17 protein-coding genes are annotated in these 22977 nt (G+C 44.2%); 8 read left to right on the top strand and 9 right to left on the bottom strand.

Going from position 1 to position 22977, the window contains the following annotated elements; translation table 11 throughout:
* Positions 1-217: 217 nt before the first annotated feature.
* Together ACFSUO_RS10015 and ACFSUO_RS10010 are read right to left on the bottom strand one after the other, a co-directional pair.
* On the bottom strand, positions 218-1651 hold the full coding sequence (locus ACFSUO_RS10015) for an alkaline phosphatase (protein ID WP_382393643.1): 1434 nt from the start codon (positions 1649-1651) through the stop codon (positions 218-220).
* 126 nt (positions 1652-1777) lie between these two features.
* Entirely contained in the window at positions 1778-2527 is a 750-nt protein-coding gene (locus ACFSUO_RS10010; protein WP_382393641.1) for a uracil-DNA glycosylase family protein, read from the bottom strand.
* A gap of 195 nt (positions 2528-2722) precedes the next feature.
* Here ACFSUO_RS10010 and ACFSUO_RS10005 point away from each other — a divergent pair, with 195 nt between their 5' ends.
* Positions 2723-4237: a malate:quinone oxidoreductase gene (locus tag ACFSUO_RS10005; protein WP_382393639.1), complete on the top strand. Its 1515-nt coding sequence runs from the start codon at positions 2723-2725 to the stop codon at positions 4235-4237.
* Between the two features lie 162 nt (positions 4238-4399).
* Here ACFSUO_RS10005 and ACFSUO_RS10000 read toward each other — a convergent pair whose 3' ends face one another.
* Complete coding sequence (locus ACFSUO_RS10000; protein WP_382393637.1) at positions 4400-5704, bottom strand: purine/pyrimidine permease; 1305 nt, start codon at positions 5702-5704, stop codon at positions 4400-4402.
* A gap of 674 nt (positions 5705-6378) precedes the next feature.
* On the opposite strand from ACFSUO_RS10000, the gene ACFSUO_RS09995 reads away from it, so the two are divergent.
* Positions 6379-7662, top strand: a complete 1284-nt coding sequence (locus tag ACFSUO_RS09995) for an acetyl-CoA hydrolase/transferase family protein (protein WP_382393635.1) — start codon at positions 6379-6381, stop codon at positions 7660-7662.
* Positions 7663-7937: 275 nt separating this feature from the next.
* A complete protein-coding gene (locus tag ACFSUO_RS09990; protein WP_382393633.1) occupies positions 7938-8960 on the top strand; it encodes an NADP-dependent oxidoreductase in 1023 nt (340 codons plus the stop codon).
* A gap of 167 nt (positions 8961-9127) precedes the next feature.
* Here ACFSUO_RS09990 and ACFSUO_RS09985 read toward each other — a convergent pair whose 3' ends face one another.
* Both ACFSUO_RS09985 and ACFSUO_RS09980 read right to left on the bottom strand, forming a co-directional pair.
* Entirely contained in the window at positions 9128-10585 is a 1458-nt protein-coding gene (locus ACFSUO_RS09985) for an aldehyde dehydrogenase family protein (protein WP_382393631.1), read from the bottom strand.
* Positions 10586-10847: 262 nt separating this feature from the next.
* Positions 10848-11399 carry a TetR/AcrR family transcriptional regulator gene (locus ACFSUO_RS09980; protein ID WP_382393905.1) on the bottom strand — a complete coding sequence of 184 codons (552 nt, stop codon included), beginning with the start codon at positions 11397-11399 and terminating at the stop codon, positions 10848-10850.
* Between the two features lie 163 nt (positions 11400-11562).
* Here ACFSUO_RS09980 and ACFSUO_RS09975 point away from each other — a divergent pair, with 163 nt between their 5' ends.
* Positions 11563-13611 (top strand): efflux RND transporter permease subunit, encoded by a 2049-nt coding sequence (locus tag ACFSUO_RS09975; RefSeq protein ID WP_382393629.1) that lies wholly within the window; start codon positions 11563-11565, stop codon positions 13609-13611.
* Entirely contained in the window at positions 13568-15433 is a 1866-nt protein-coding gene (locus ACFSUO_RS09970; RefSeq protein ID WP_382393627.1) for a YhgE/Pip domain-containing protein, read from the top strand. Before ACFSUO_RS09975 ends, ACFSUO_RS09970 begins: the two co-directional genes overlap by 44 nt.
* Positions 15434-15833: 400 nt before the next feature.
* Here ACFSUO_RS09970 and ACFSUO_RS09965 read toward each other — a convergent pair whose 3' ends face one another.
* Positions 15834-16790, bottom strand: coding sequence for a calcium/sodium antiporter (locus ACFSUO_RS09965; RefSeq protein ID WP_382393625.1), 957 nt, complete (start codon positions 16788-16790; stop codon positions 15834-15836).
* 325 nt (positions 16791-17115) lie between these two features.
* Between ACFSUO_RS09965 and ACFSUO_RS09960 the strand changes: the two genes are divergently transcribed.
* On the top strand, positions 17116-18021 hold the full coding sequence (locus tag ACFSUO_RS09960; protein WP_382393623.1) for a hydroxymethylglutaryl-CoA lyase: 906 nt from the start codon (positions 17116-17118) through the stop codon (positions 18019-18021).
* A 187-nt stretch (positions 18022-18208) separates the two neighbouring features.
* A complete protein-coding gene (locus ACFSUO_RS09955) occupies positions 18209-18838 on the top strand; it encodes a helix-turn-helix domain-containing protein (RefSeq protein WP_382393621.1) in 630 nt (209 codons plus the stop codon).
* A 146-nt stretch (positions 18839-18984) separates the two neighbouring features.
* On the opposite strand, the gene ACFSUO_RS09950 is transcribed toward ACFSUO_RS09955, so the two are convergent.
* The 3 genes from ACFSUO_RS09950 to ACFSUO_RS09940 all read right to left on the bottom strand — a co-directional run bounded on the left by ACFSUO_RS09950 (position 18985) and on the right by ACFSUO_RS09940 (position 21429).
* A complete protein-coding gene (locus ACFSUO_RS09950; RefSeq protein WP_382393619.1) occupies positions 18985-20217 on the bottom strand; it encodes a dicarboxylate/amino acid:cation symporter in 1233 nt (410 codons plus the stop codon).
* Between the two features lie 214 nt (positions 20218-20431).
* Complete coding sequence (locus ACFSUO_RS09945) at positions 20432-21211, bottom strand: CAP domain-containing protein (RefSeq protein WP_382393617.1); 780 nt, start codon at positions 21209-21211, stop codon at positions 20432-20434.
* A gap of 29 nt (positions 21212-21240) precedes the next feature.
* The gene (locus tag ACFSUO_RS09940; RefSeq protein WP_382393615.1) at positions 21241-21429 is read right to left on the bottom strand and encodes an H-type small acid-soluble spore protein; all 189 of its coding nucleotides are present in this window, start codon (positions 21427-21429) and stop codon (positions 21241-21243) included.
* A gap of 263 nt (positions 21430-21692) precedes the next feature.
* On the opposite strand from ACFSUO_RS09940, the gene ACFSUO_RS09935 reads away from it, so the two are divergent.
* Positions 21693-22970 carry an MFS transporter gene (locus ACFSUO_RS09935; RefSeq protein WP_382393613.1) on the top strand — a complete coding sequence of 426 codons (1278 nt, stop codon included), beginning with the start codon at positions 21693-21695 and terminating at the stop codon, positions 22968-22970.
* The last annotated feature ends 7 nt before the right edge of the window (positions 22971-22977 follow it).

Here is a 22977-nt window from a genome sequence, read left to right as displayed (position 1 = left end):
CCGAACTGATTCGAAAACCAATGGAAGCATTTTGAATCATCGTTCGGATTTTTCTTTTTTAAACTTTAAAATTTAGGGCAGTAAACATGTAAGGAAAATACATATATGAAATTATGATAGTATCATAAAATCTTGTTAAGTAAAAAAACTAAAGAAGCAACATATTTAAATAGGAAAACCTGCATTCATTGCAGGTTTTCCTACCTAACCAATTCGTTTATTCGTCTTCCTCGTCTTCTTTTTCGAATTCATCATCCTCATCGTCATCGTTATCCTTAACTTTCATAGCATTAGCAATAACATCAGCGATAACTGTATTGTCGATCGTACCTGCTAGTTTAGAAGACTGAGGTCCATATGCTAACACGGGTACGTTAACAGCAGTATGACCAGTAGTGGTCCAACCAATGAGAGCGCGGTTACTGATTACATCTGCTACTCCGCTTCCAGCACTTTTGGCATTTTTAATTGTTTTGATTTCCTCTTGCGTTAATTCTTTAATTCCTGTGTACTTTGTGATTACATCTTTACTATTCGTTCTTTCATAGTTTAATTGATTACCGATATACTCTGATGTACGTTTAACATCGTGAAGCACACCTTTATTGAAACCGTAAGTACCTTTAGCACCGATGGACATACCACCAGTTTCATGGTCAGCAGTTACAATAACAAGTGTGTTTTTGTTTTCTTTAGCAAACTCTTTTGCAACACTAACAGCATCGTCAAAAGCTAACGTGTCATGAATATTTGCAGCCGGGTAATTAGCATGTCCAGCATGGTCAATACGTCCGCCTTCAACCATTAGGAAAAAACCTTCTTTATCATCTTCTACTACGTCCAACGCCTTTTCAGTCATAGCAGCTAAATTTGGTTCTTCTGTTAATTCGCGATCCAATTCATAAGTCATGTGGCTATCATTAAATAAACCTAATAGTTTACCAGAGTCAGCGTCTTCCAAGTCATCCTTGTTACCTAATACTTCATAACCTTTTTTCTCAGCTGCTTCCATTAAATTTTTCCCGTCTTCCCGTCTGCCACCTTGGTCTTTTGGAAGGAAGTGACGTTTCCCGCCACCAAGTAAAACTTCAATATCATGATCTAATAACATTTGTTTCGCTATAATATTTTCTTTATTTCGATCATCTATATGGGAAGCAAATGCTGCTGGTGTTGCGTGTGTAATTCTTGCTGTCGATACTAGTCCCGTTGCCTTTCCGGCCTTTTCAGCCTTTTCAAGTACTGTTCCTACATTAAAATGCTTTTCATTTTCAGAGTGTTCTTCTTGCCTCGGCGCTTTTCCTAGAACACCGTTATCCGTTTTATGTGAAGCTGAAAATGCAGTCGCAGCAGCTGCTGAATCCGTAACAACATTATCATGCGAGAAAGTTCTAGCGAAGCCAATGTTTTTGAATTCGCTCATCGTTAAATCGTTAGCACCATATCCTTCTCCCTTAAAATAAGACGCTGCGGAAATTTGATTTTGCCCCATGCCATCGCCAACTAATAAAATGACGTTTTTAGCGACACCTTGATTTGAACGATGATCACCATTCTTTTTCGCCTCAGTCACATCTGAATAAAAAATTGCTGTTGCAGTAAGAACACCTGCTAACGCTACACCACCAATAAGTTTAAATGATTTTTTCAAAATTATCCCCTCCCATTCATTTTATAATTACAAGCTAACAAACGAATATTAAGTCACTATTAAGAGAAAATAAATAAACTGTAAATTTGTTTAATAAACGAGGAAGAATCTTTTGGTAATAAGGTGTTATCCACCCCCGCCAGCCCATGCTCGAACTTTCTCCTGGAGCTGTTGCTTTTGCTGCTGGAATTGCCTTACACGATGTCCGTTTGCTCCGGATGGATGAGGAAAACCGGTTAAATACGTATGGTTGGGTAGCATCTGTTCCTCCGCCAATCTGACAATTGTTTGCTCCACCGTTTTTCCAAGTGGGATTACAAGTGCAGGCGGATGAATTTGTGCTAATTCGTCCGGGAAAATATTGTAGGCATAATGCTTTAATAAAGCCGAACGATGGATAGGCGGCTGATGTCCAGTATAGTTTTTTCCTTTTATAAACACGGGATATTTAATAATCGACGTTGTATGAAGGAAGTTCCTGCTATTTCCGAATAGATCGGCTGAACTCGGGATGCCGAGTGCGTTTGGAATGCCGCACTCATCAAGCATGTGCAAGAGATTCTTTCGCATCGAACCGGCGAATCGGGCTGCTTGTTTTGCTTCGTTCAAGCATGTTTCCACCGTATCACCAGATGACAGGCTGTCCACAAATTGCTCAAAGGCAATTTTCATTTGCCTCCATCCCGGAGTAATCCCAACGATGACGATTTTCGCAGCTTTATTGATAGAGTCATTATGAGGAGCATAATACACACGTATGTCGCCACTTTTTTCCATTAATAAAGACGCTGTTAATAAATCCTGTTTTGTAAGTGGTCTGTCATTGGACAGTGTGCCAATGAACGGTAAAAAGTGCTGAATTGATGTATGTAACAAGCTGAATTCTCCTTTGAAACGGAAAAATAAGTAACGACAAAATTTTTAAGAAGATATTTCAGTTTGTGCAAAACTCTGGTAATCTATAATAGGGTATAATTATTTTTAGGAAAGATGTGACTAGGCTGCGTCCTGTCTTATGAAATGCATCAGCAGGAGCACCGGAATCTTTTCTGCAAAACTTCAAGGATAGGGATGAAAAAAATGAGCAACAAACATACGACAACAGACGTTATCATGATTGGTGCCGGAATCATGAGTGCAACATTTGCTACATTGTTAAAAGAATTGGCACCAGATTGGGACATTACCATTTTTGAGAAGCTCGAAAATGGTGGAGAAGAAAGCTCTAACGTTTGGAATAATGCAGGAACAGGACATTCTGCACTATGTGAGCTTAACTATACGCCCGAACAGCCGGACGGATCAATTGATACCAGTAAAGCACTGAACATTAATGAAAAGTTTCAGGTGTCCAAGCAGTTTTGGTCCCATCTTGTGAACAGTAATCGGATTGATAACCCACAGGACTTTATCATGCCGTTGCCTCACATGAGTTTTGTCCATGGGGAAGATAATATAAGGTTTTTAAAAAAGCGATTTGAAGCACTCTCAGGCAATCCGCTGTTCAAAGGGATGGAATTTTCCGATGATCCGGAGAAATTAAAGGAATGGATTCCGCTGATCATGGAAAACCGAGCTGATAATCAGCCAACTGCAGCAACGAAAATCGACGACGGAACCGATGTCAATTTTGGAGCACTCACGCGCAAATTGATGGATCACTTAAAACGTCAGCAAGTTCATATCAATTATAATCATGTGGTCGATGATATTAAACGTACGGAAGACGGTGCGTGGGAAGTAAAAGTGCGCAATTTTGAACGTGGTACGCTCGAAACACACACGGCTAATTTTGTCTTTATTGGTGCTGGTGGAGGAGCCTTGCCGTTACTGCAAAAAACCGGCATCCCTCAAAGTAAACATGTCGGCGGATTTCCGGTAAGCGGACTATTCCTTACTTGCAACAACCCGGATGTTATACAGAAGCATCAGGCAAAAGTATATGGCAAGGCGCCAGTCGGGGCTCCGCCAATGTCTGTACCGCACCTTGATACACGGTATATCGATAATCAGAAATCATTGCTATTTGGCCCTTTTGCTGGCTTCACACCTAAATTTTTGAAGACGGGTTCCAATATGGATTTATTAGGCTCTGTTAAACCGAATAATGTCCTTACCATGTTGGCGGCAGGTGCTAAAAATATGCCATTAACAAAGTACCTGATTGGACAGCTTATGTTATCGAAAGAACAATATATTGAAACGTTACGTGAATTCGTTCCGGATGCTAAAGCAGAAGACTGGGAAATTGTGACGGCAGGCCAGCGCGTACAAGTGATCAAAGATACAGATACTGGCGGTAAGGGCACCCTTCAATTTGGTACCGAAATTGTCAACTCTGATGATGGTTCTATCGCTGCATTGCTCGGTGCGTCCCCGGGTGCTTCTACCTCGGTTTCCATCATGCTTGAAATCATTGAGAAGTGTTTCCCAGAGCATGTAGAGGAATGGGCACCAAAAATAAAAGAGATGGTTCCTTCTTATGGTGTGTCATTGAAGGATAATCCAGAACTTATCCATGACATTCAAACGAGAACCGCTCGGATGCTGGGCTTAGTGGATGAAAGCCAGGAAAACCCGGTTTAAAAAAATAGTGATACGTACCGATTAGCCCAATTTCTATTTATGTGATTTTGGCGGGTGACTGGTTAATCCTAGCTAAACTCGGCATTTGCTAAAAGACGAGGCAAATGTTTTTCTAATCAAAATAAGAAGCCCGAATCAGTAATGTCTGATTCGGGCTACTCTTTAAGGTGTTTGCGAATTAACTTGTTTTTCTTTTGTTTTATTCTTTCTGGTTAAAATTGTTTCAACTACTATGGCAACGAGTGCACCAAATACGAGTCCGTTACTTAATATCGACACTAGCACTGGCGACATTTCCGCGAATGCTTCGGAAGGGATAAACATAATACCAATTCCTGCAAATAATGATATGCTAACAACCCGGAACAGAATCTGTTTATTTTCAACTGCTTCAAATTCTTGAAGGGCTAAACTAATGATGCTGGCGAAAACCGGAAAAATGGCCGCATATCCAACAGCTTCAGGAAGTGCTGCAACAAATGCAGTAAATGGCGGAAACATGCTGATCACTACAATGAGAAGGGAACCAATGATAAAGGGTTTTTTACTAGTTATTTTTGTTGTTTCAATAAAGCCTGCTGAACCGGAGATAGGTACAGCTCCTATTGCCGAAAATAAACCACCCAACAACTGGTTGATTCCAGAAATAATCCCAGTTTGCTTCAAACGATTTTCTTCAACCGCAACATGATGGCGTTCCAATACTTGTTGAACCACACGTACGGTAGCTAACATATTAGCAAGCAGCAATAAAGTTATAAAAATGACCACTACGATCATGTTAGGCTCAATCCTTGGTGAACCAAATGCAAAGACTTCCGGCAACTTCATAAATTGATTTACTTCTGTAACAGGCTTCGCAAGGCCAAAAACAGAAAATAACAGCCAGCCGAAAATAATGCTAAACAGGACTGAATAATGGCCAACCTTGGGTATTTTCATAAAGCAATAAGAGAGTATAATAATCAACAATGAAAGTAAAAAAACTACCGGCTGAACAGTATGATGCTGTCCGTTAAGCCCAAACATTCCTTGCAAAAAAGAGCTGCTTAATTGTGCCACCAAAAGAATCAAGTATATCCCGACAATCGTTGGGGTGAACAAGCGTGCTAGTTTTTCCACCAGCCCAAAAACACTTAAAAGAATAAATATAACTCCGCTTAACAAAAAGGCATACTGCAAAACCCGTAATGTTTCGGCATGCGATCCAAATAAAACGGTGCCTAATCCGGCATATAAAGTAAACACACCCCACCAAAGACCTGCAGGGCCCTCCTGAATTGGCATATGGTGTCCAAATAAGGTTTGTAAAATACCTGCAAGTCCCAGAACGAATAATGTCCGCTGTACGAATTCGATTGTTGCAATGTCATGGAGTCCGTAGCTGGAGGCGATGGCAATCGGAACAACCACACTGCTCATTAATATAAATAAAGCCCATTGCAGAGATGAAAAAATAACCTTCAATCTTGCTCTACTCCTTTTTTGGCAGATAAGAAAGTATATAGACTTTCTTATTTCATAAGTGCAATTAGAAACATGTACAATCATAAAACGAAATAGTCCAATGAATCAATTAATATATTTTATATAAATGAGTTAATTTCATAATTCAATATCTACCTTTAAAATACGAACAATTAGGTTATTGTGTTTGATTTCCACTTCAGGCGGACGCTTTCACCACTCCGGGTACAAGTGCGACATCTGCTTAAGCTTCCTTTGGTCGCTTTCGCAGTGTCTTCTTTGCCGCGGGCGGCTGATGAGCCTCCTCATGCTCGTCGCGTTGCAAGTGTGGTCGTGGATGCAGCACTCCTCGCAGGTCGAAGCCTACTCATGGAAGCTTTACTTTGGGCTAACGCCTTGCGGGGTCTCATCTAGGCCTCTTATCCCGCAGGAGTCGTCCGCCTTCCGTTCCAATCTTCTAAGTTAGAGTACGAGTGATTAAGTGTATTTTCAGTTATAAGTTCGTATATTAAGCAAAAAAAGTATTTATGAAATTCATTAAAAACATGAGAGGATAATAATGGATTCACATTTAGTTGAAAAATGAAAAAGTAAATTTCCTGTGCCTCTATCATTTTAGTTAAAAATTTTGTAATCTATAGATATAATGTTTGATAAAAAAGGGGCCATGCATCATGAATCTTGCACAGTTATATAGGGAAAAACATCATACAAAAGAGGAAGCGCTTACGTTTATTCAGCCGGAGTCTGATATCATTACCCCCATTCTTGCCGGGGAACCATATGCATTGATGAAACAACTGGAAACATATGAGGGGCTAGAGGGCAATCGCCTGTTTCAAATGTTTTCCACCCGTGATGTGCTGGATGTAAACCCTGAAAAGCTTAAAATTACTAGCATGTTTATGGGGGCGGCGGAACGGAAGGCATTTCAGGAAGGAAAAATTGATCTTTTGCCAAACCATTTTTCCGACTTGCCAAAAATCCTGCAGCAAACTGCCAGAAAGCCAGTGGTCATGGCTGTTGCGTCACCAATGGATGAAAATGGCTATTTTTCCCTGGGGACGAATGCGGACCATATAATAGCGATGCTGCCGTATGCTGAAACGATACTGCTGGAAGTGAATGAATACATGCCGCGCACGTACGGGGAGAACCAAATCCATATTTCGGATATTACTGCTTTAATCGAGCATCATCAGCCAATTCCAGAGGCACCGGCTGCACCGCCCCAATCGGGAAAGGACAAGCTGATTGGCGAACACGTTGCCAGTCTAATCAAAAACAGGGATACCCTGCAGATTGGCTATGGATCCATTCCAAACGCCATTATGGATAATCTGAAGGACTATCGGAATCTGAGCATTCATACCGAAATGATTCCCGAAAAAGTCATTGCACTTTATGACAGCGGGGCAGTGACCAACGAAAATAACCCATTCAAAAAGGGGAAAATGACAGCGACATTTGCCTATGGGTCGCAGAATCTTTACGACTTTCTCCACGAAAACCAGGATATTTATATGCTGCCTGTAAATAAGACGAACCATGTTGGCCGATTACAGGATGCGGACAGCCTGGTAACGGTGAATGCAGGCGTGGAGGTCGATTTCCTTGGCCAGGTTAACTCAGAAATGGTTGGCGGGACGTATTGGTCCTCCACAGGCGGGCAGTCGGATTTTCAAGTGGCTTCCCGTCTGTCAGAAGGCGGACGAGGTGTAATCTGTCTGCATTCAACCGCTAAAGGTGACTCCATTTCCAAAATTGTGCCGGCCCTGAACCCGGGAACCCCTGTCTCCACCTCAAAAAACGATGTTGATTATATTGCCACAGAGTACGGCATCGCACGGCTTCGCGGCAAAACCATTCGGGAACGGACGAAGGCACTAATTGACATCGCCCATCCGAAGTTCAGAGATGAACTGACGTTTGAGGCAGAACGAATGGGATATTTGTAGAAGGTAGATACTATATAAGGGTCTTAGGTATGGGTGAATATGGAAGTGAGTCCTGCGAAGATACGCTGGATTAATAATAGTTTCTTTATAGGCTGCTGCCCTACTATTGAACCACATGGGCTCAGCCTTTTTGTACGTTGAAGGATGGATGCTCAATACCATTTTCACCTTATCCATGATTACTTACAGTTACTTTCACTGGCATTACGTGGTTATTTTCCCTACCATAGAAGGCAAAGCTATATAAACCACGCTTATGTAAAGGAGACGATCCCATGACTCGTGTGAATAACCAAATCATTCTGGCTGAGCGGCCACAGGGCATGCCAGATGACAGTACGTTCCAATTTGTCCAAAAAGAGGTGGCAAACGTCAGGGAAGGCCAGATTCTCATTAAGACGCTGTATGTATCCGTCGATCCGTATATGCGGGGAAGAATGGTGGATGCGGAGTCTTACATCGAACCGTTTAAAGTCAATGAAGTGATTGAAGGCGGCTCCATCGGCGAAGTCATCGAGTCTAAATCAAATAAGTTCCAAGAAGGAGATGTTGTGACCGGTATGTTTGGCTGGCAGGAATACTATGCTGCCGATGAAAATGAGATTCGGCAAATCGATCCGTCGATAGCGCCAATCACCACCCATCTAGGCATATTGGGTATGACCGGCTTGACTGCCTATTTTGGTCTGTTGGATATCGGAAAGCCGAAAGAAGGCGAAACGGTCGTTATTTCAGGAGCAGCTGGCTCGGTCGGCTCCACCGTCGGGCAAATTGCCAAAATTAAAGGTGCACGCGTCGTCGGCATCGCCGGATCCGATGAAAAAATCAATTACCTAAAAGAGGAACTTGGCTTTGATGCAGGCATCAATTACCGGACGACAAACGATATCGAACGTGACCTAGCGCAGGACTGCCCGGACGGGGTTGATGTGTATTTCGATAATGTCGGCGGGAAAATATCAGATGCGGTCATGACGCAATTGAATCGCTATGCGCGCATCCCGGTTTGCGGTGCTATTTCCACGTACAATCAGGAAGAACCGGATATCGGCCCGCGCGTGCAGCAGACTCTCATTAAGAAAAGCGCCCTAATGCAAGGTTTCACGGTCGCCAATTATGCTGATCGCTTTAAGGAAGGCGCCCAGCAGCTTGGCAGTTGGCTACAAGAAGGCAAACTGACATACCGCGAAACGATCCGCGAAGGTTTTGAAAATATTCCTGATGCTTTTCTCGATTTGTTCAAAGGAAGAAATATCGGGAAACTGCTGGTGAAAGTAGCTGACCGACAATATGAGTAAAGCAGAAAAGAGATTGAAGCGTGAGTCCTTTGCTGTGTCTCTGACTGCTTTACACGGGTTTCCGGCTGACTACATTATCGAATGAAGTCATTGAATCATTAACTGACGATGACGTTATAAACAAAGACCCAGCCCGCTCGTATGGGGCTGGGTCTTTTCATAAGTTGTTAAAATGGAAATTCCCTTGGTTTCTTCTGCACCGAAATCCATTTTCCTTCTGTAAATTCATCCACAATATGCGGGCTGCCGAAACGGCCGATACCGCTTTGACGCATGCCTCCGAACAAGGCCGTTGGTTCGTCATGAACCGGCTGGTCATTAATGTGTGTCATGCCGAATTCCAGTTCTAAAGCATGCGCGCGTGCCTTTTCCTCGTTTTCGGAAATAATGGCAGAGCTTAAGCCAAATTCAGTATCATTGGCTTTAGCAATGATATCCTCATCTGATGCGGCTTTCACAATCAAAGCAATTGGTGAGAACATTTCCGTCTGAGCCAATTCACTGTCATTATCCACATTACCGATGACAGTTGGCGTTAATATGTTGCCAACCTGTTCTCCTTCAAGAAGGATGTCAAAGCCGGATTCTTTAGCTTTCTGGATATTGGCTAGTGACTTCTCCATTTGTTTGTCATCAATGAGCGGCCCGACGACAACTTCTGGGTCACGCGGATCGCCGTATTTTATTTCTTTGGAACGGGCAATGAATTTTTCCACGAACGCATCATAGACATCCTCGTGCACAATCATGCGGTTGATCATCATGCAAATTTGACCCTGGTGCAGGTATTTACCGAAGATGGCGGCATTAACTGCTTTGTCCACATCTGCATCGCTCATGACGCAGAATGGACCATTGCCGCCGAGCTCCAATGCAACATCCTTCAATTGTTCACCGGCTACTTGTCCAATATGACGACCAACAGGTGTTGAGCCTGTAAAGCTGACAAGGCTGGCAGCTTCATGGTTAAACATGGCATCGCCAGTAACACTTGATTTGGTCAATAGCGATTGGAACACACCCGAAGGAATGCCGGCTGCTTCAAATGCCTTTGCGATCACGGAGCCGGAACTGAGACCGCACTTGAGATCCGGTTTGTGGACAACGGCATTTCCAAGTGCCAGTGCTGGTGCTATGGTGCGCATCGATAAATACAACGGGAAGTTAAATGGCGCAATTGATGAAATGACCCCTTTTGGCAGCCGGTAAAATTCATTCACTTTATCGGGGATCATTGATGCTTTTTCATCGAATTTGCCAACTTGAGTGATCATTGACAGCGATTCTTCCATAATTCCAACCGTTAAATCAAACTCTAGATTTGCTTTGACAGCTGTACTTCCTGATTCCAGTGTCAGGATTTCCATGATGTCGTCTTTATGATCCTTAAAATAGTTAATCGCCTTTGTCATGACCTCCTTGCGATGTTCGGCATCCTTGCCCCAGGTTTTTTGTGCCTGCTTCGCACTTAAAAATGCTTCGTTCACCTGTTCAAGAGATGCCAGGCTGACGGTTGCTAAAACGTCATTGTCATATGGATTTACCATATCAGAAGTTTTATTTTCCTTCCCCTCAACCCAATTGCCGTTGATGAAGCTTTTATTGAAATGCTGATATTGATTCATTGTTTTAGCCTCCTAGTTCTTGGATAGTTACACAAACGTTGTCACGGATGGCAACTGAAATCTATGAAGCTTTCAATTCAATTGTAGGACCAGGAAGAGAATGTGTCTATTTTTCTGTTTATATTGACACACCAGTGTCTTCAGTCATAGAGTCGCTCTCACCACTATAATCGTATAGAAATGAAAAAAAGTGCCATGTGTCATGACACTTTTTTTATATTTTCGATTATAGGGTAAAAGGAACCCCTCATGTAGCCTTTCTTCACCCTGTAATCTCCACACGGTTAATCAGTCGGGCAATTTGTTTCGGTGACTGGTCCATATTGTTTGCCAGCCAATGTTTGATGACGTAGATGCTTCCGCTGGTAACAAAGGTGCTGGCGTATTCGGAAATATCCGGATCCACTTCATTATTGCTCATCCAGTTTTTGATCAGGAATGTCCTGGCGACGTCCATAACACGCCGTTCAAAAGAATGATCGGCATTTTCGTTTAGGAGTGTCTGGCAGATGTCATACTTGGAAACGACGTACTCTAGGAGCTTTTCTGTCATCTGTAGTGCTTCCTCTTCCTGTTCGAAATTATATTGATTTAAATAGCTGTTTAAATCTGCAATGATTTCTTCCTCTATTTGCTCCAGCAAATGAAATTGATCACTGTAGTGGGTGTAGAAGGTGGAACGGTTGATATCGGCCTTTTTACAGATTTCTTTTACCGTGATGGCAGAAATCGGGTTTGTTTTTAATAAATTGATTAAACTATCCTTTAAAACCATGCGAGTATATTTCTTTCGACGGTCGAGTTTTTTGTTCATCAAATCGTCACACTTTCGTTTTAACATTTGGCAACACTTTCATTTCATATGTTGGAATTATTACGCATGTTATAAAACTGTTTGTTGTAAATCCAACACAGTGTCTTATATAATATTATCGTGTTCGAATGAATGAATCAAGAGAGGATGAACACCGATTAAAATGATAGCACGTGTTTTAAAACATAAAAAACTGATTGTCATCACCTTTATGTTTCTGGCGATTATCAGTGCGGTGGTGCAGTCTGCGGTAACAGTAAATCATGATATGGTCGAATATCTGCCGGATGATGCACCATCCACAGTGGCGATGGATGTCATGGAGGATGAATTTGACGGGGCTGTGGCCAACACACGAGTCATGATGAAGGACGTAAGCATCAATGAGGCATTAGCCTTTAAAGACGATCTGGAAGCAATTGATGGCGTCTCTGAGGTCACGTGGCTTGATGATGTGATCGATATCAAGACCCCGATCGAAATGGCAGATGCTGACACCGTCGAATCGTATTATGAGAACGGGAATGCACTGTTTTCTTTCCATGTTGAGGAAGGAAAAGAGGTGGAGACGACAGATGCCATCTATGAACTGATTGGTGAGGACAATGCCATGTCAGGGGAAGCCCTGAATACGGCGATATCACAAAAGTCAACAGGCCAGGAAACGACGTTTGCAGCAGCCATTCTTGTGCCGGTCATTATCCTGATCCTTTTCTTGTCGACAAGGTCATGGGCCGAGCCGTTGTTTTTCCTCACAGCTATTGGTGTTTCTGTACTAATCAACCTGGGAACGAACATCTTTATCGGCGAAGTTTCCTTTATAACCCAGGCGGTGGCACCGATTCTGCAGCTTGCCGTATCACTCGATTACGCGATATTTTTGCTGCATAGCTTTGCTGACTACCGGCAGGAGACAGCGGATCCGAAAGAAGCCATGCAGCAGGCGATGAAGCGGTCATTTCCGGCCATTGCTGCGAGTGCATCGACGACGTTCTTCGGGTTTACTGCACTCACGTTTATGGATTTTGGAATTGGCGCGGATCTCGGGCTGAACCTTGTCAAAGGAATTTTGCTTAGCTTTATCAGTGTCATGATTTTCTTACCGGCAATGACGCTGATGTTTTATAAGTGGATTGACAAAACAAAACATAAACCATTATTGCCGAGTATTCCGCATGTCGGAAGAAATCTCCTCAAATTACGTATTCCGGCATTGCTGGTGGTGATGATCCTAATTGTTCCGGCATTTCTCGCACAGGGCCAGACGGACTTTATTTACGGGACAGGGGAGCATCCGGAGTCGACACGAGCCGGCAGCGATGCCAGTGAGATTGAAGAGACATTCAGCAAGCATACGCCAGTCGTTCTCTTAGTGCCAAAAGGCGATATCGCCCGGGAAGAGGAGCTCGTGCAGGAACTTGATGATCTTAATCATGTGAATAGCATCGTCTCCTACGTCGGGAGCGTCGGAACAGCGATACCACCCGAATATCTAGGTGAGGCGGAAAAGGAACAGTTTTTCTCGGAGAACTACAGCCGGATCATTATCAATTCGACAACTGATACGGAGGGGGACGACGCTTTTGCCCTGGTGGAGGATGTGCGGACTATTGCATCTGACTATTACGGAGATGATTACCATGCCCTTGGGGAAAGTGTCACCTTGTATGACATGAAACATATCGTGGAGCAGGATAATAAGGTTGTTAATATACTGACTGTGGTCACGATTGCCATTGTCTTACTTCTTACATTCCGGTCGATTTCCATTCCGGTCGTGTTGCTTTTGACAATTCAGTCGGCTGTATGGATTAATTTGTCGGTGCCGTACTTTACGGATTCACCTCTTGTTTATATTGGGTACCTGATCATCAGTACGGTCCAGCTTGCCGCAACGGTAGATTACGCGATTTTATTGACTGAAGCTTATACCGTAAACCGGAAAGAGATGGGAGCGATGGCTGCGATTAAGAAAACAATTGACGAAAAGATCTTCTCGATTGGCGTATCCGCATCAATCCTGTCCAGTGTCGGGTTTATCCTGTGGGCGACGTCAACAGACCCAATCGTTTCGTCCATCGGGCTTCTGCTGGGAAGAGGAGCGCTGCTTGCGTTTCTACTAGTGGTACTCTTCCTGCCGGCCATGCTGCTTTTATTTGATCGGGTAATTGAAAAAACAACGTGGAAACCAAACTTTTATAAAAGGACGTGATGCTATGCGGCCAAGAAAATTAGCGATGATGATGATGAGTGTTATGCTGGTGTTTGGCTCGCTTCCTATAACCGCTTCCGCTGAAGACAATGGAAACGGGAAAAAGGCGAACACACAAACCGGCGAGTATAGCACGAAAGATGAAACAATCTACGGTAATCTGAATGCAGGCGGCACATTGCAAGATATGTATGTGGTGAACACCTTCCACGTCTCCAAGCCTGGTGAAATTGTAGATTACGGGGACTATACGAATGTGCGGAACTTAAGCAACTTAAAAGATATAGAGACCGATGGCAACACGATTCGCTTACAGGCGAAAGAAGACGAATTTTACTATCAGGGGGACATGAAAAAGAAGCCGCTCCCATGGGATATCAATATTACCTATGTGCTGGATGGTGAAGAAGTGGCGCCGGATGAATTGGCCGGAAAAAGCGGTCCGCTCGAAATCAAGATTTCCACATCAGAAAATGACAAAGCTGATTCCGTGTTTTTCGAAAACTATATGCTGCAAATATCGCTAACGCTGGATCCGGCGACATTTGAAGCTATCCAGGCGCCCAATGGAACGAAAGCCAATGCCGGAAAGGATACCCAGGTGACGTTTACCGTGCTTCCGGAAAAAGAGGAGACATTCATAGTATCCGCCAATGTCACGGATTTCGAGATGGATCCGATTAATATCTCCGCAGCACCGGCTTCCATGCCGATTGAGGATCCGGATTTAGGTGGCATGAAGGGCGAAATGCAATCATTATCTGATGCCATCAGTGATATCAATCAAGGTGTCGGTGATTTGAACAGCGGCATTTCCGAACTGAATTCAGGGGTCTCCGATCTGAGCAGTGGTTCCAGTGAATACCTGAGTGGCATTAGTGAACTTAATCAATCGTCCGCTGGGCTGGTCAATGGGTCTGCAGATATTCGTGATGCATTGCAAAGGGTAAGTGAATCTATGCAAGGAAGCTCTGATGCGCCGGACTTAAGCGAGCTTAAGAAATTGCCTAGCGGGCTTCATAAAATGTCGGATGGCTTGCGGGAATCCGCTAAAGGGCTGGAAAATTTGCGCGACAGTTATGATGATGCGTATGGTAAATTGGATGAAGCCATGAAGAAGATTCCGGATGATATTAAAGAGGAAATTGATGCGTTGCGTGAAAGTGACGCCGAAGAAAAAGTGGTGGATCGAGTGGCCAAGGCTTTTGAGAACGCCCAGAATGCCAAGGGAGCTTATCAGAAAAGCCAAAAAGTGTTTGGTTCCGTGACCGGTACACTTGACCAAATTTCCAGCGGTATAACAGAAATGGCTAACAACGCCGAAAAAATGGCTACAGAAGTCGAGAAAGGCATGGAAAACATGGACCAGATGGATGCACTTGCTGATTTGCAGAACGGATTATCCTCCCTGGCATCCAAGTACCAATCTTTCCATAGCGGCCTGGTAGATTACACGGATGGTGTCGGAGAATTGGCGGCTTCTTATCAGGATATTGATGCGGGCATTCAGGGACTGTCTGACGGTGCTACCTCTCTTAACAGTGGTGCAAGTGAGCTGAAAGACGGAACACAGGAACTGCAGGAAGAAACCAGCGATCTGCCTGGCCAAATGCAGTCAGAGGTGGATGAAATGATGGACGAATATGATGCCTCTGATTTTGAACCGAAATCGTTTGTGTCGGATAAAAATGAAAACGTCGAGGTCGTGCAATTCGTCCTGCAGACCGAGTCAATTGAAGTGGAAGAACCTGAATCAACAGAGGAAACTGGCGAACAGGAAGAAAAAGGCCTTTGGGACCGATTCTTGGACCTCTTCCGCTAAAGGACGCACAGGACAAGGAACACTTCGTCAGCGATACATCGCACGCAGAAAAAGCGGTTTTCTTTTTCAAGGACGTGCTAATGCAGGCGTAGGCAAAAACTATAAATTGGAAAAAGAAAGGCTTTCACTACATACTTGGTGAAAGCCTTTCTTTTTCTAAAATCCCAAAGTCCCAAAGTAAACACCGCACTTTTAAAACTCTTGTATTATTTTTTTGTTTGTGTCTTGCTCTGTTTAGTGGAACGATCGTTGACAGCGGTTATGTAGAAATCATTGCGGAATAGGTCGGGAATGATACGACATTTCCAAAATTATTGATCTTGTGGAAGAAGCGCAGGAATCCAAATCTTCGAAAGTCGATACCCTCGTATTTGACAAAACAGGCACCACTTATTTTTGTTCAATTCCTCATGATAATATAAACCATATACAAGACATATGCGGCAACTAGCGTCATTCCTTCCAATTTCCCAATCGTATAGTTAGTTCTGGAAAAAACGAGCAATACGCAGGTAAGGGCAATCATTAAAAGAACATCAACAAAAACCTGACTGTCAACGATAAGTGGTGAAATGGCGGAGGCGCTTCCGAGAACAAGTAAAATATTAAATATATTACTTCCTACAATGTTTCCGACTGCAATTTCTCCTTCTTTTTTAATGGCCGCTGTCACAGACGTAATTAATTCCGGTAAAGAGGTGCCGACTGCTACGATTGTTAACCCAACCAACGTTTCACTCATCCCAAATGAAACGGCAATGTCGGTGGCGTTATTTACAACCAGCCGTCCGCCAATAATAATTGCTGCCAGGCCGCCGATGGTTAGCGCTATATTTTTACCCCACGAGATAGGTTTTGTCTCCGAACTTTCCTGTTTGACTTTTTCCCGGCTATTTTTTGCGACTTCAAATAAATAGTACAAAAAGATGCCGAAAAAAAGCAGTAGAATAAATCCGTCACTTCTGGTAATCAAGTTTTCACTCAGGTGTTCAAGGCTCTTGTCACTAATGACGATGAGCAGAGCTGTACTTGCTAATAAGGTAAAGGGAATTTGCTTTTTAACGGTTTCGCTTTTCACTTTCAATGGATTTAAATAAGCAGTTAACCCAACGACAAGTGTGATATTAAAAATATTGCTCCCGATAACATTCCCTACTGAAACGCCGGAACTTTCCTGCAGTGCTGCAACTATACTGACAGTTGCCTCAGGAGAGCTTGTCCCGAGTGCCACAATCGTTAATCCTATTAATAAAGGGGAAACGTGCAATGCCCGCGCAATGTGTGAAGCTCCTTCAACAAAGAAATCAGCACCTTTTATCAATAAAGCAAAGCCTAAGATTAATAAGATATAGGCCATTATCGTTTGCCCCTTTCCTATAGCACTTATATTAGCCTGTCGCAATAAAAGGGATTTACCCTTATTCTGCGCTATTATGGTCATACGTTAAAAAAGATAACAATATTGAAACTGTACCGCAACTAAATAACTATAACTGTGTGGCAGTTGACATTTTTAGAATTTTTATTATATACTTAATTCAATAAGGTTGAATCAAACGAAACGTTAATGAATATAATGGGAATAAGTTGAACAGGTTTGGGTATCAGGCGTCAGCAAATTAAATGTTTGTAAACGGATTCATCAAGTACATTTTTTTCAATCATGAAAAGGAGGGGGATGCATGGGACGCTGGCCGGAGAATGTGCAGGTAAAGGAAGTTGGTCCGCGTGATGGCCTGCAGAATGAGAAAACAAGGGTGGCCACCGCGGATAAGGTTCATTGGATTAATATGCTGTCTGAGTCAGGTGTGAAGGAGATTGAGTACTCCTCATTTGTCCATCCGAAGTGGGTCCCGGCCTTATCGGATGCGCATGAAGTCGGCAAAAAAATCAAACGGAATCCTGATGTCCGCTATTCCGCGCTTGTGCCTAATATGAAAGGTCTGGAGCTGGCGCTAGAAACAGGAATTGACGGGGCATCGGTGTTCATGTCAGCAAGTGACACGCATAACCGGAAAAATATTAATAAATCAATTGACCAGACATTTTCGGTGCTGCAGGAAGTTGTCGACGAAGCGAAACAGGCGGGCAAACATGTGACAGGGTATGTGTCGACTGTGTTTGACTGCCCGTATGAAGGCCGGATCACACCAGAGTCTGTTATCCGGGTCTGTGATAAGCTGTTCGAATTTGGCGCAGATGACGTCTCGCTTGGTGATACGATTGGCACGGCTGTTCCTTCACAGGTGGAAAAACTGCTGGACGCCGTGCTTGCCCGGTACCCGAAGGAAAAAATCATTATGCACTTTCACGACACGCGCGGAATGGCAATTGCCAATATCATGACATCGATGGAATACGGGATTACCAGGCTAGACAGTTCCATCGGCGGGTTGGGCGGATGCCCGTATGCACCAGGTGCTGCAGGCAATGTGGCAACCAACGATGTGCTGTATTTGCTGCACGGCCTGGGAATCGATACAGGCATCAGCGAGCGGAAACTCCAGGAAGCAGCACTCTATATCCAGAATAAGCTGGGCAAGACACTGCCAAGCAAAACATTGGCGTCCGTTGTCAACCAAAGCTGATTCGGGTGGAAGTTTGGAAGTTAGCATCGGTCGCGGATGCAGAAATAATAATCAGAATCGCCGGCGATGGCTGGAGATACCCTCACCCGCATGCGAGCAGGTGGGGGTTTTGATTGATTTATCAGCGATTCCAGCTTTACCACCTTCTATCGGAAACCACTCTGTTTAGTGACAGACGCTCTACCGGTTGCCAGTTCGCGAAATTTGCTCTATTCTATGTAGGAAGGAATTTGATTTACTCAGGCGAAAGGGGAGAGCAGCCATTAATCTTGAAACAATAGGCCAGAAGCTGAAGCAAGCGCGTATGAAAAGTAAACATACACAACAGCAAGTAGCGGATCAATGCGGTATTTCCAAAAGCCTGCTGTCAAAAATTGAGAATGGCCAGACCTCATCCGCCGTTGCGACACTGTCTAAGATTTCCGAAGCCCTGGATGTACCGCTGTCATGGGTGTTGGACGGGCATCCGGAGACAGATCTGGTGGTCCTGCCGAAAGCGGACAGGCAAATGAATGCTGATGATGAGAATATGGGATACTCGTTTGAGCTGCTCGCCAATCGATCCCGTTTTACGCGGATTGAACCAACGATTGTTCACGTCACCCCAAAGGATTACAATATGCGCCACGAACCGTACACCCATTCCCAGGACGAGTTTATTTATATTGTTGAAGGTGCGATTGAGCTGTATTACGATGGTGAAAAGCACTATATGCAAAAGGGCGATACTAGCTATTTCAGAGGCGTGAAACCGCATCTGTTCATTCCGGTCGATAATGACGGGGCGAAAGTTCTGACGGTGTTTATCGACGACTGATAAACTACTCCCAATATCTTAAAAAACGCCTCCATCAGTGGGAGGCATTTTTTTGAATCGCGGTTTGAAAAAGCTTAACGGCATAGGAATCATTCGAATTTGTAAAAAGCATCTCCTCTATGCAAAGGAGATGCTTTTTTCTAAGGTTAACTAACGTTTGTTTGCTCTTTTGCTCGCTCGGTCTTATTAATAATGCTTGTTCCGACTAAATCACCTGCCACATTCAGTGCGGTACAGCCCATGCCGACAAGGACATCAATTGCGGTGAGGAGTCCAACGGCTTCCATTGGCAGGCCGAGCTGAGCGAACACGGTAGCAATCATGATGATGCCTGCACCGGGCACACCGGCAGTTCCAACCGATGCCAAAGTACCGACTAGCACGACTTGAAGCATTTCCGGGAAACTGAGCGGGTCGCCGATTACATTGGCAGCAAAAACGGCGGATACGGCAATTCGGATGGCCGCCCCGTCCATGTTAATCGTTGCACCAAGCGGGAGACTGAATCCGTAAAGGCTTTTGGACAGGTTGAGATTTTTGGCAGCATTCAGTGTCAGCGGCAGTGTACCCGAGCTGCTCTGGGTGACAAATGCCGTTATAATCGGCGTGCGGCCATGTTGGAAAAAGTCTTTAATATTAATGTTGGTCAGCGCCATAAAGGCAATATAGAAAATTAACTGTACAAGCAATGCTACGTACAGGACAGCGACCATATTGCCGAGGGAGAGCAGTGTATCGCTTCCCTGCTGGCCGACGATTTCTGCGACAATGGCAAAAATCCCAATCGGTACATACTGAATGATTCCTTTCATGATAGTCATCGTGGCTTCGTTCAGTCCATTGATGACCTTGTACACGGCTTCGCCCAGCTCATGGCTGGAATCGGATGAACGTAGCACTGAAATGGCGATACCGAATACAATCGCGGTAAAAATGATCCCTAATAAATTTAGCTCACTGAAAGCTGTAACGATGTTGTCAGGAACGATGTTTAAAAGAACACTGGCAACCCCCGGATTTTCCGGCACGTCAAATGACTCGCTCCCATCAAGCGTCATCCCTGTTCCCGGATTAAACAGGCTTGCCACTGCAATCCCGACCGCGATGGCAAAGGCTGATGTTATAAGATAGTAGATGAACATTTTTCCGCCCATTCGGCCAAGGCTCCCCAGTTTTGTCTGATTGACCCCGACAATCAGAGTGAATAGAATGAGTGGCACAATCAGAAACTTTAAGAGACGGAGCAGCAAATCTCCGAATGGCGCCAGAACGGCTGCATCCTCACCGAAAATCAGACCGATTACAACACCAAGGCCAAGTGCAACTGTTATTTTTGAGATGAGGGATGCTTGCAAATAACCTCTCCACATTGCTTTCATATTTTTCCCCCCTATAATGAATGATTCCTAATCCGATAAAACTAATGGGAATTATATGTACTGACATTACCTTGTATATTCCGAACTGTCAAAAGGAATGCTTCATTTTTCCTTAAAAGTGCGTGTTCAAGCGGGAGGATAAAATTTCCGCACCCGCAATCTCTAAAAAGGGAGCTATGCCGTTTCTGGACGTGCATGGCTCCCTTCATCTTCGTCATTTCTCAATGAACATCTGCGTCCAATATTTTCCTTCCTCTGTGTAGCCGACGCCAATATGCGTGAATGATTCATCAAGGATATTCTTGCGATGCTCTTCACTGTCCATCCAGGCATCAACCACCTGTTGAGGGTTGCGCTGTCCTCTGGAAATATTCTCTGCAGCTGACTGGTACGTGACATCGAATTGCTTCATCATGTCAAATGGGGATCCATACGTTGGACTTGTATGGGAAAAGTAGTTTTTTTGCTGCATGTCCATTGATTTATTTCTGGCTACGCGGCTCAACTTCTTATCTGCTTTTAGTGCGGACAGCCCTTGTTTGCTTCGTTCTTCATTCGTCAGTTCAATCACTTTAGATGCGTACTCGTTGATTCCTTGCTGTTTTCCATTATTGCCACTCCGCTCAATAGGCTTCTGTCCGGCCAGATCCTTCTTCATTCGTGGATTGTTTTCTCCGTCGTTTTCCCGCAAATTGCGTTCAAGCGGATCTTCTTGGCGCAGACGATTGTTGTCCTGACCATTTGGATCCCTTCCCTGGTTGTTTTCGGTCTGGCCAGGGTCGTTTGGCTCGCCATTGAATCTAATCTGCTGTGTTCCCGGCTCACTGTGATTACTGGACTGGTCAGTTCGGACAGTAGAAATAGGCAGCTGATTCTCATCCACTTCCGTCTTGCTTCGGTAATCTGCTGCATTTTCGTCGTCATTAGCATTGCACGCTGCCAGCACCAGCAGGCTGACACTTGCCAACATAAGAAAAAGTATTGCTCGTTTCATATGGCCGTGCTCCTTTTGTCAATTTTTACTTAGTATGGATCATCTTCGGCTAAACCATTCAAATCGACATGCTGGTCATGATCCATCTCATCAAGGGGAAAAACAACGGCTGTTTCCTGATCAGGATTTATTTGCTTCAAATAAACGGGAAAACCGTGATAATTGACGTTTACCATTGTAATCGAATGCATTATTTCCTGTGCACGGTCGGCTTCCATAAAAAATCTCCTTTCGTATGCAGCCTGGCCTCACCTCTATTTTTTGCCCGGGAGACGGGAATATGAATGGTGGTAAATGTCAGTCGGAGCGAGCAGACGCAAACGGCTTTGCCATCAGCTGGATATCAATTGGAAGCGCCACAAACATTGACACAACTCCACGAACATCAGCCTGATGATTGTGCTGCCTCATAAATTCCAGTAAAATAAAACGCAGATTATAAAAAAGAGCGTTTTAATGTTTTTTCAGGGGAGGTTTTGTGTTGACTGAAAGGGGGAAGGTTTTTCAACGTATTTATTATGGCTGGTTCATTGTGTTTATTGGCGGGCTAGGTATCTTTTTCTCCGGTCCTGGACAGACGTATTCGAATTCTGCTTTCATTGATCAGTACATCCAGGAATTTGGCTGGTCACGTACGGAAGTGTCCAGCCTATATTCAACTGCTACACTGATTGCCGGACTGACAATGATGTTTGTGGGCCGATTTATTGACCGGTATGGACAGCGGTTCATGATGGTAACGGTCGGAACCGTATTTGCTCTTGCTTGTTTTTTCAACAGCATGGTCTCCAATATGTTCATGCTGGCCATCGGATTTTTCCTTGTACGGCTGCTTGGCCAGGGAACGATGTCGCTCATCCCGAATACACTTACCGCGCAATGGTTTGTGAAAAAAAGAGGCCGTGCATTCAGTTTCATGACCCTGGGCAGTTTCGCCAGTGCGATGCTGTTTCCGATTATCAACACGTGGATCATCGAAACGTGGGATTGGCAGATGGCGTGGCGATTCTGGGGTGTGGCACTATTGATTGTGTTTGTGCCATTTGCACTGTTTGGTGTGCGCAACCGGCCGGAGGAGATGGGGCTTGAACCGGATGGCTCTCAGTCGGATGACGGCGAGTCAACCGAGCCAGCCGCCGGAACTGTACTCCCTGAAGCGAAGGAGGACTGGACACTGAAAGAAGCGATGCGGACGTGGGCTTTCTGGGGAATTCTGATTAGTGTTGGCATTCCGGCCATGATCAATACAGGCATTACGTTTCATATTATATCCATTTTTGACACGAATGGACTGTCACCAGCTATTGCTGCGATGGTGCTGAGCCTGATGGCTTTTGCAGGTATTCCGGTATCGTTTGTTTCTGGCTTCATTACCGAACGGATACCGACCAATTACCTGCTGGCTAGTGTGTTCTTTATTGAAATTATTTTTCTGCTCATGCTTTTGGTGACGAAAAACGTGATGATGGCGGTTCTGTTTGGCATCGTATGGGGTGCTGCGAATGGCCTTGAACGGATTGGCATGAACGTTATCTGGCCGGATTATTTTGGACGGAAGTATGTCGGCAGCATCAACGGGGTCGGTATGACGATGGTAGTCATCGGTTCGTCATTGGGGCCATTGCCGTTTGGTGCCGGGTTTGATATATTTCATAACTATACACCGGTATTGCTGGCATCCCTTGCATTTCCGGTTATTGGCATTCTTTGCGCCGTATCAGCCAAGCGTCCTGACAAAGCAAAACTGAACGCACATTAATTTTGAA

The organism is Lentibacillus juripiscarius (assembly GCF_042685205.1).
Lineage (GTDB): Bacteria > Bacillota > Bacilli > Bacillales > Amphibacillaceae > Lentibacillus > Lentibacillus juripiscarius.
Note: the sequence above shows the minus strand (reverse complement) of the source record. Positions and strands in the feature narration are given on the sequence as shown.

Coding starts and splice junctions, on each gene's coding strand:
- ACFSUO_RS09980 (WP_382393905.1), bottom strand. CDS start 11,399: ATGAACAAAAAACTCGACCGTCGAAAGAAATATACTCGCATGGTTTTA.
- ACFSUO_RS09990 (WP_382393633.1), top strand. CDS start 7,938: ATGACTCGTGTGAATAACCAAATCATTCTGGCTGAGCGGCCACAGGGC.
- ACFSUO_RS09960 (WP_382393623.1), top strand. CDS start 17,116: ATGGGACGCTGGCCGGAGAATGTGCAGGTAAAGGAAGTTGGTCCGCGT.
- ACFSUO_RS09940 (WP_382393615.1), bottom strand. CDS start 21,429: ATGGAAGCCGACCGTGCACAGGAAATAATGCATTCGATTACAATGGTA.
- ACFSUO_RS10005 (WP_382393639.1), top strand. CDS start 2,723: ATGAAAAAAATGAGCAACAAACATACGACAACAGACGTTATCATGATT.
- ACFSUO_RS09965 (WP_382393625.1), bottom strand. CDS start 16,790: ATGGCCTATATCTTATTAATCTTAGGCTTTGCTTTATTGATAAAAGGT.
- ACFSUO_RS09985 (WP_382393631.1), bottom strand. CDS start 10,585: ATGAATCAATATCAGCATTTCAATAAAAGCTTCATCAACGGCAATTGG.
- ACFSUO_RS09995 (WP_382393635.1), top strand. CDS start 6,379: ATGAATCTTGCACAGTTATATAGGGAAAAACATCATACAAAAGAGGAA.
- ACFSUO_RS09945 (WP_382393617.1), bottom strand. CDS start 21,211: ATGAAACGAGCAATACTTTTTCTTATGTTGGCAAGTGTCAGCCTGCTG.
- ACFSUO_RS09950 (WP_382393619.1), bottom strand. CDS start 20,217: ATGAAAGCAATGTGGAGAGGTTATTTGCAAGCATCCCTCATCTCAAAA.
- ACFSUO_RS09975 (WP_382393629.1), top strand. CDS start 11,563: ATGATAGCACGTGTTTTAAAACATAAAAAACTGATTGTCATCACCTTT.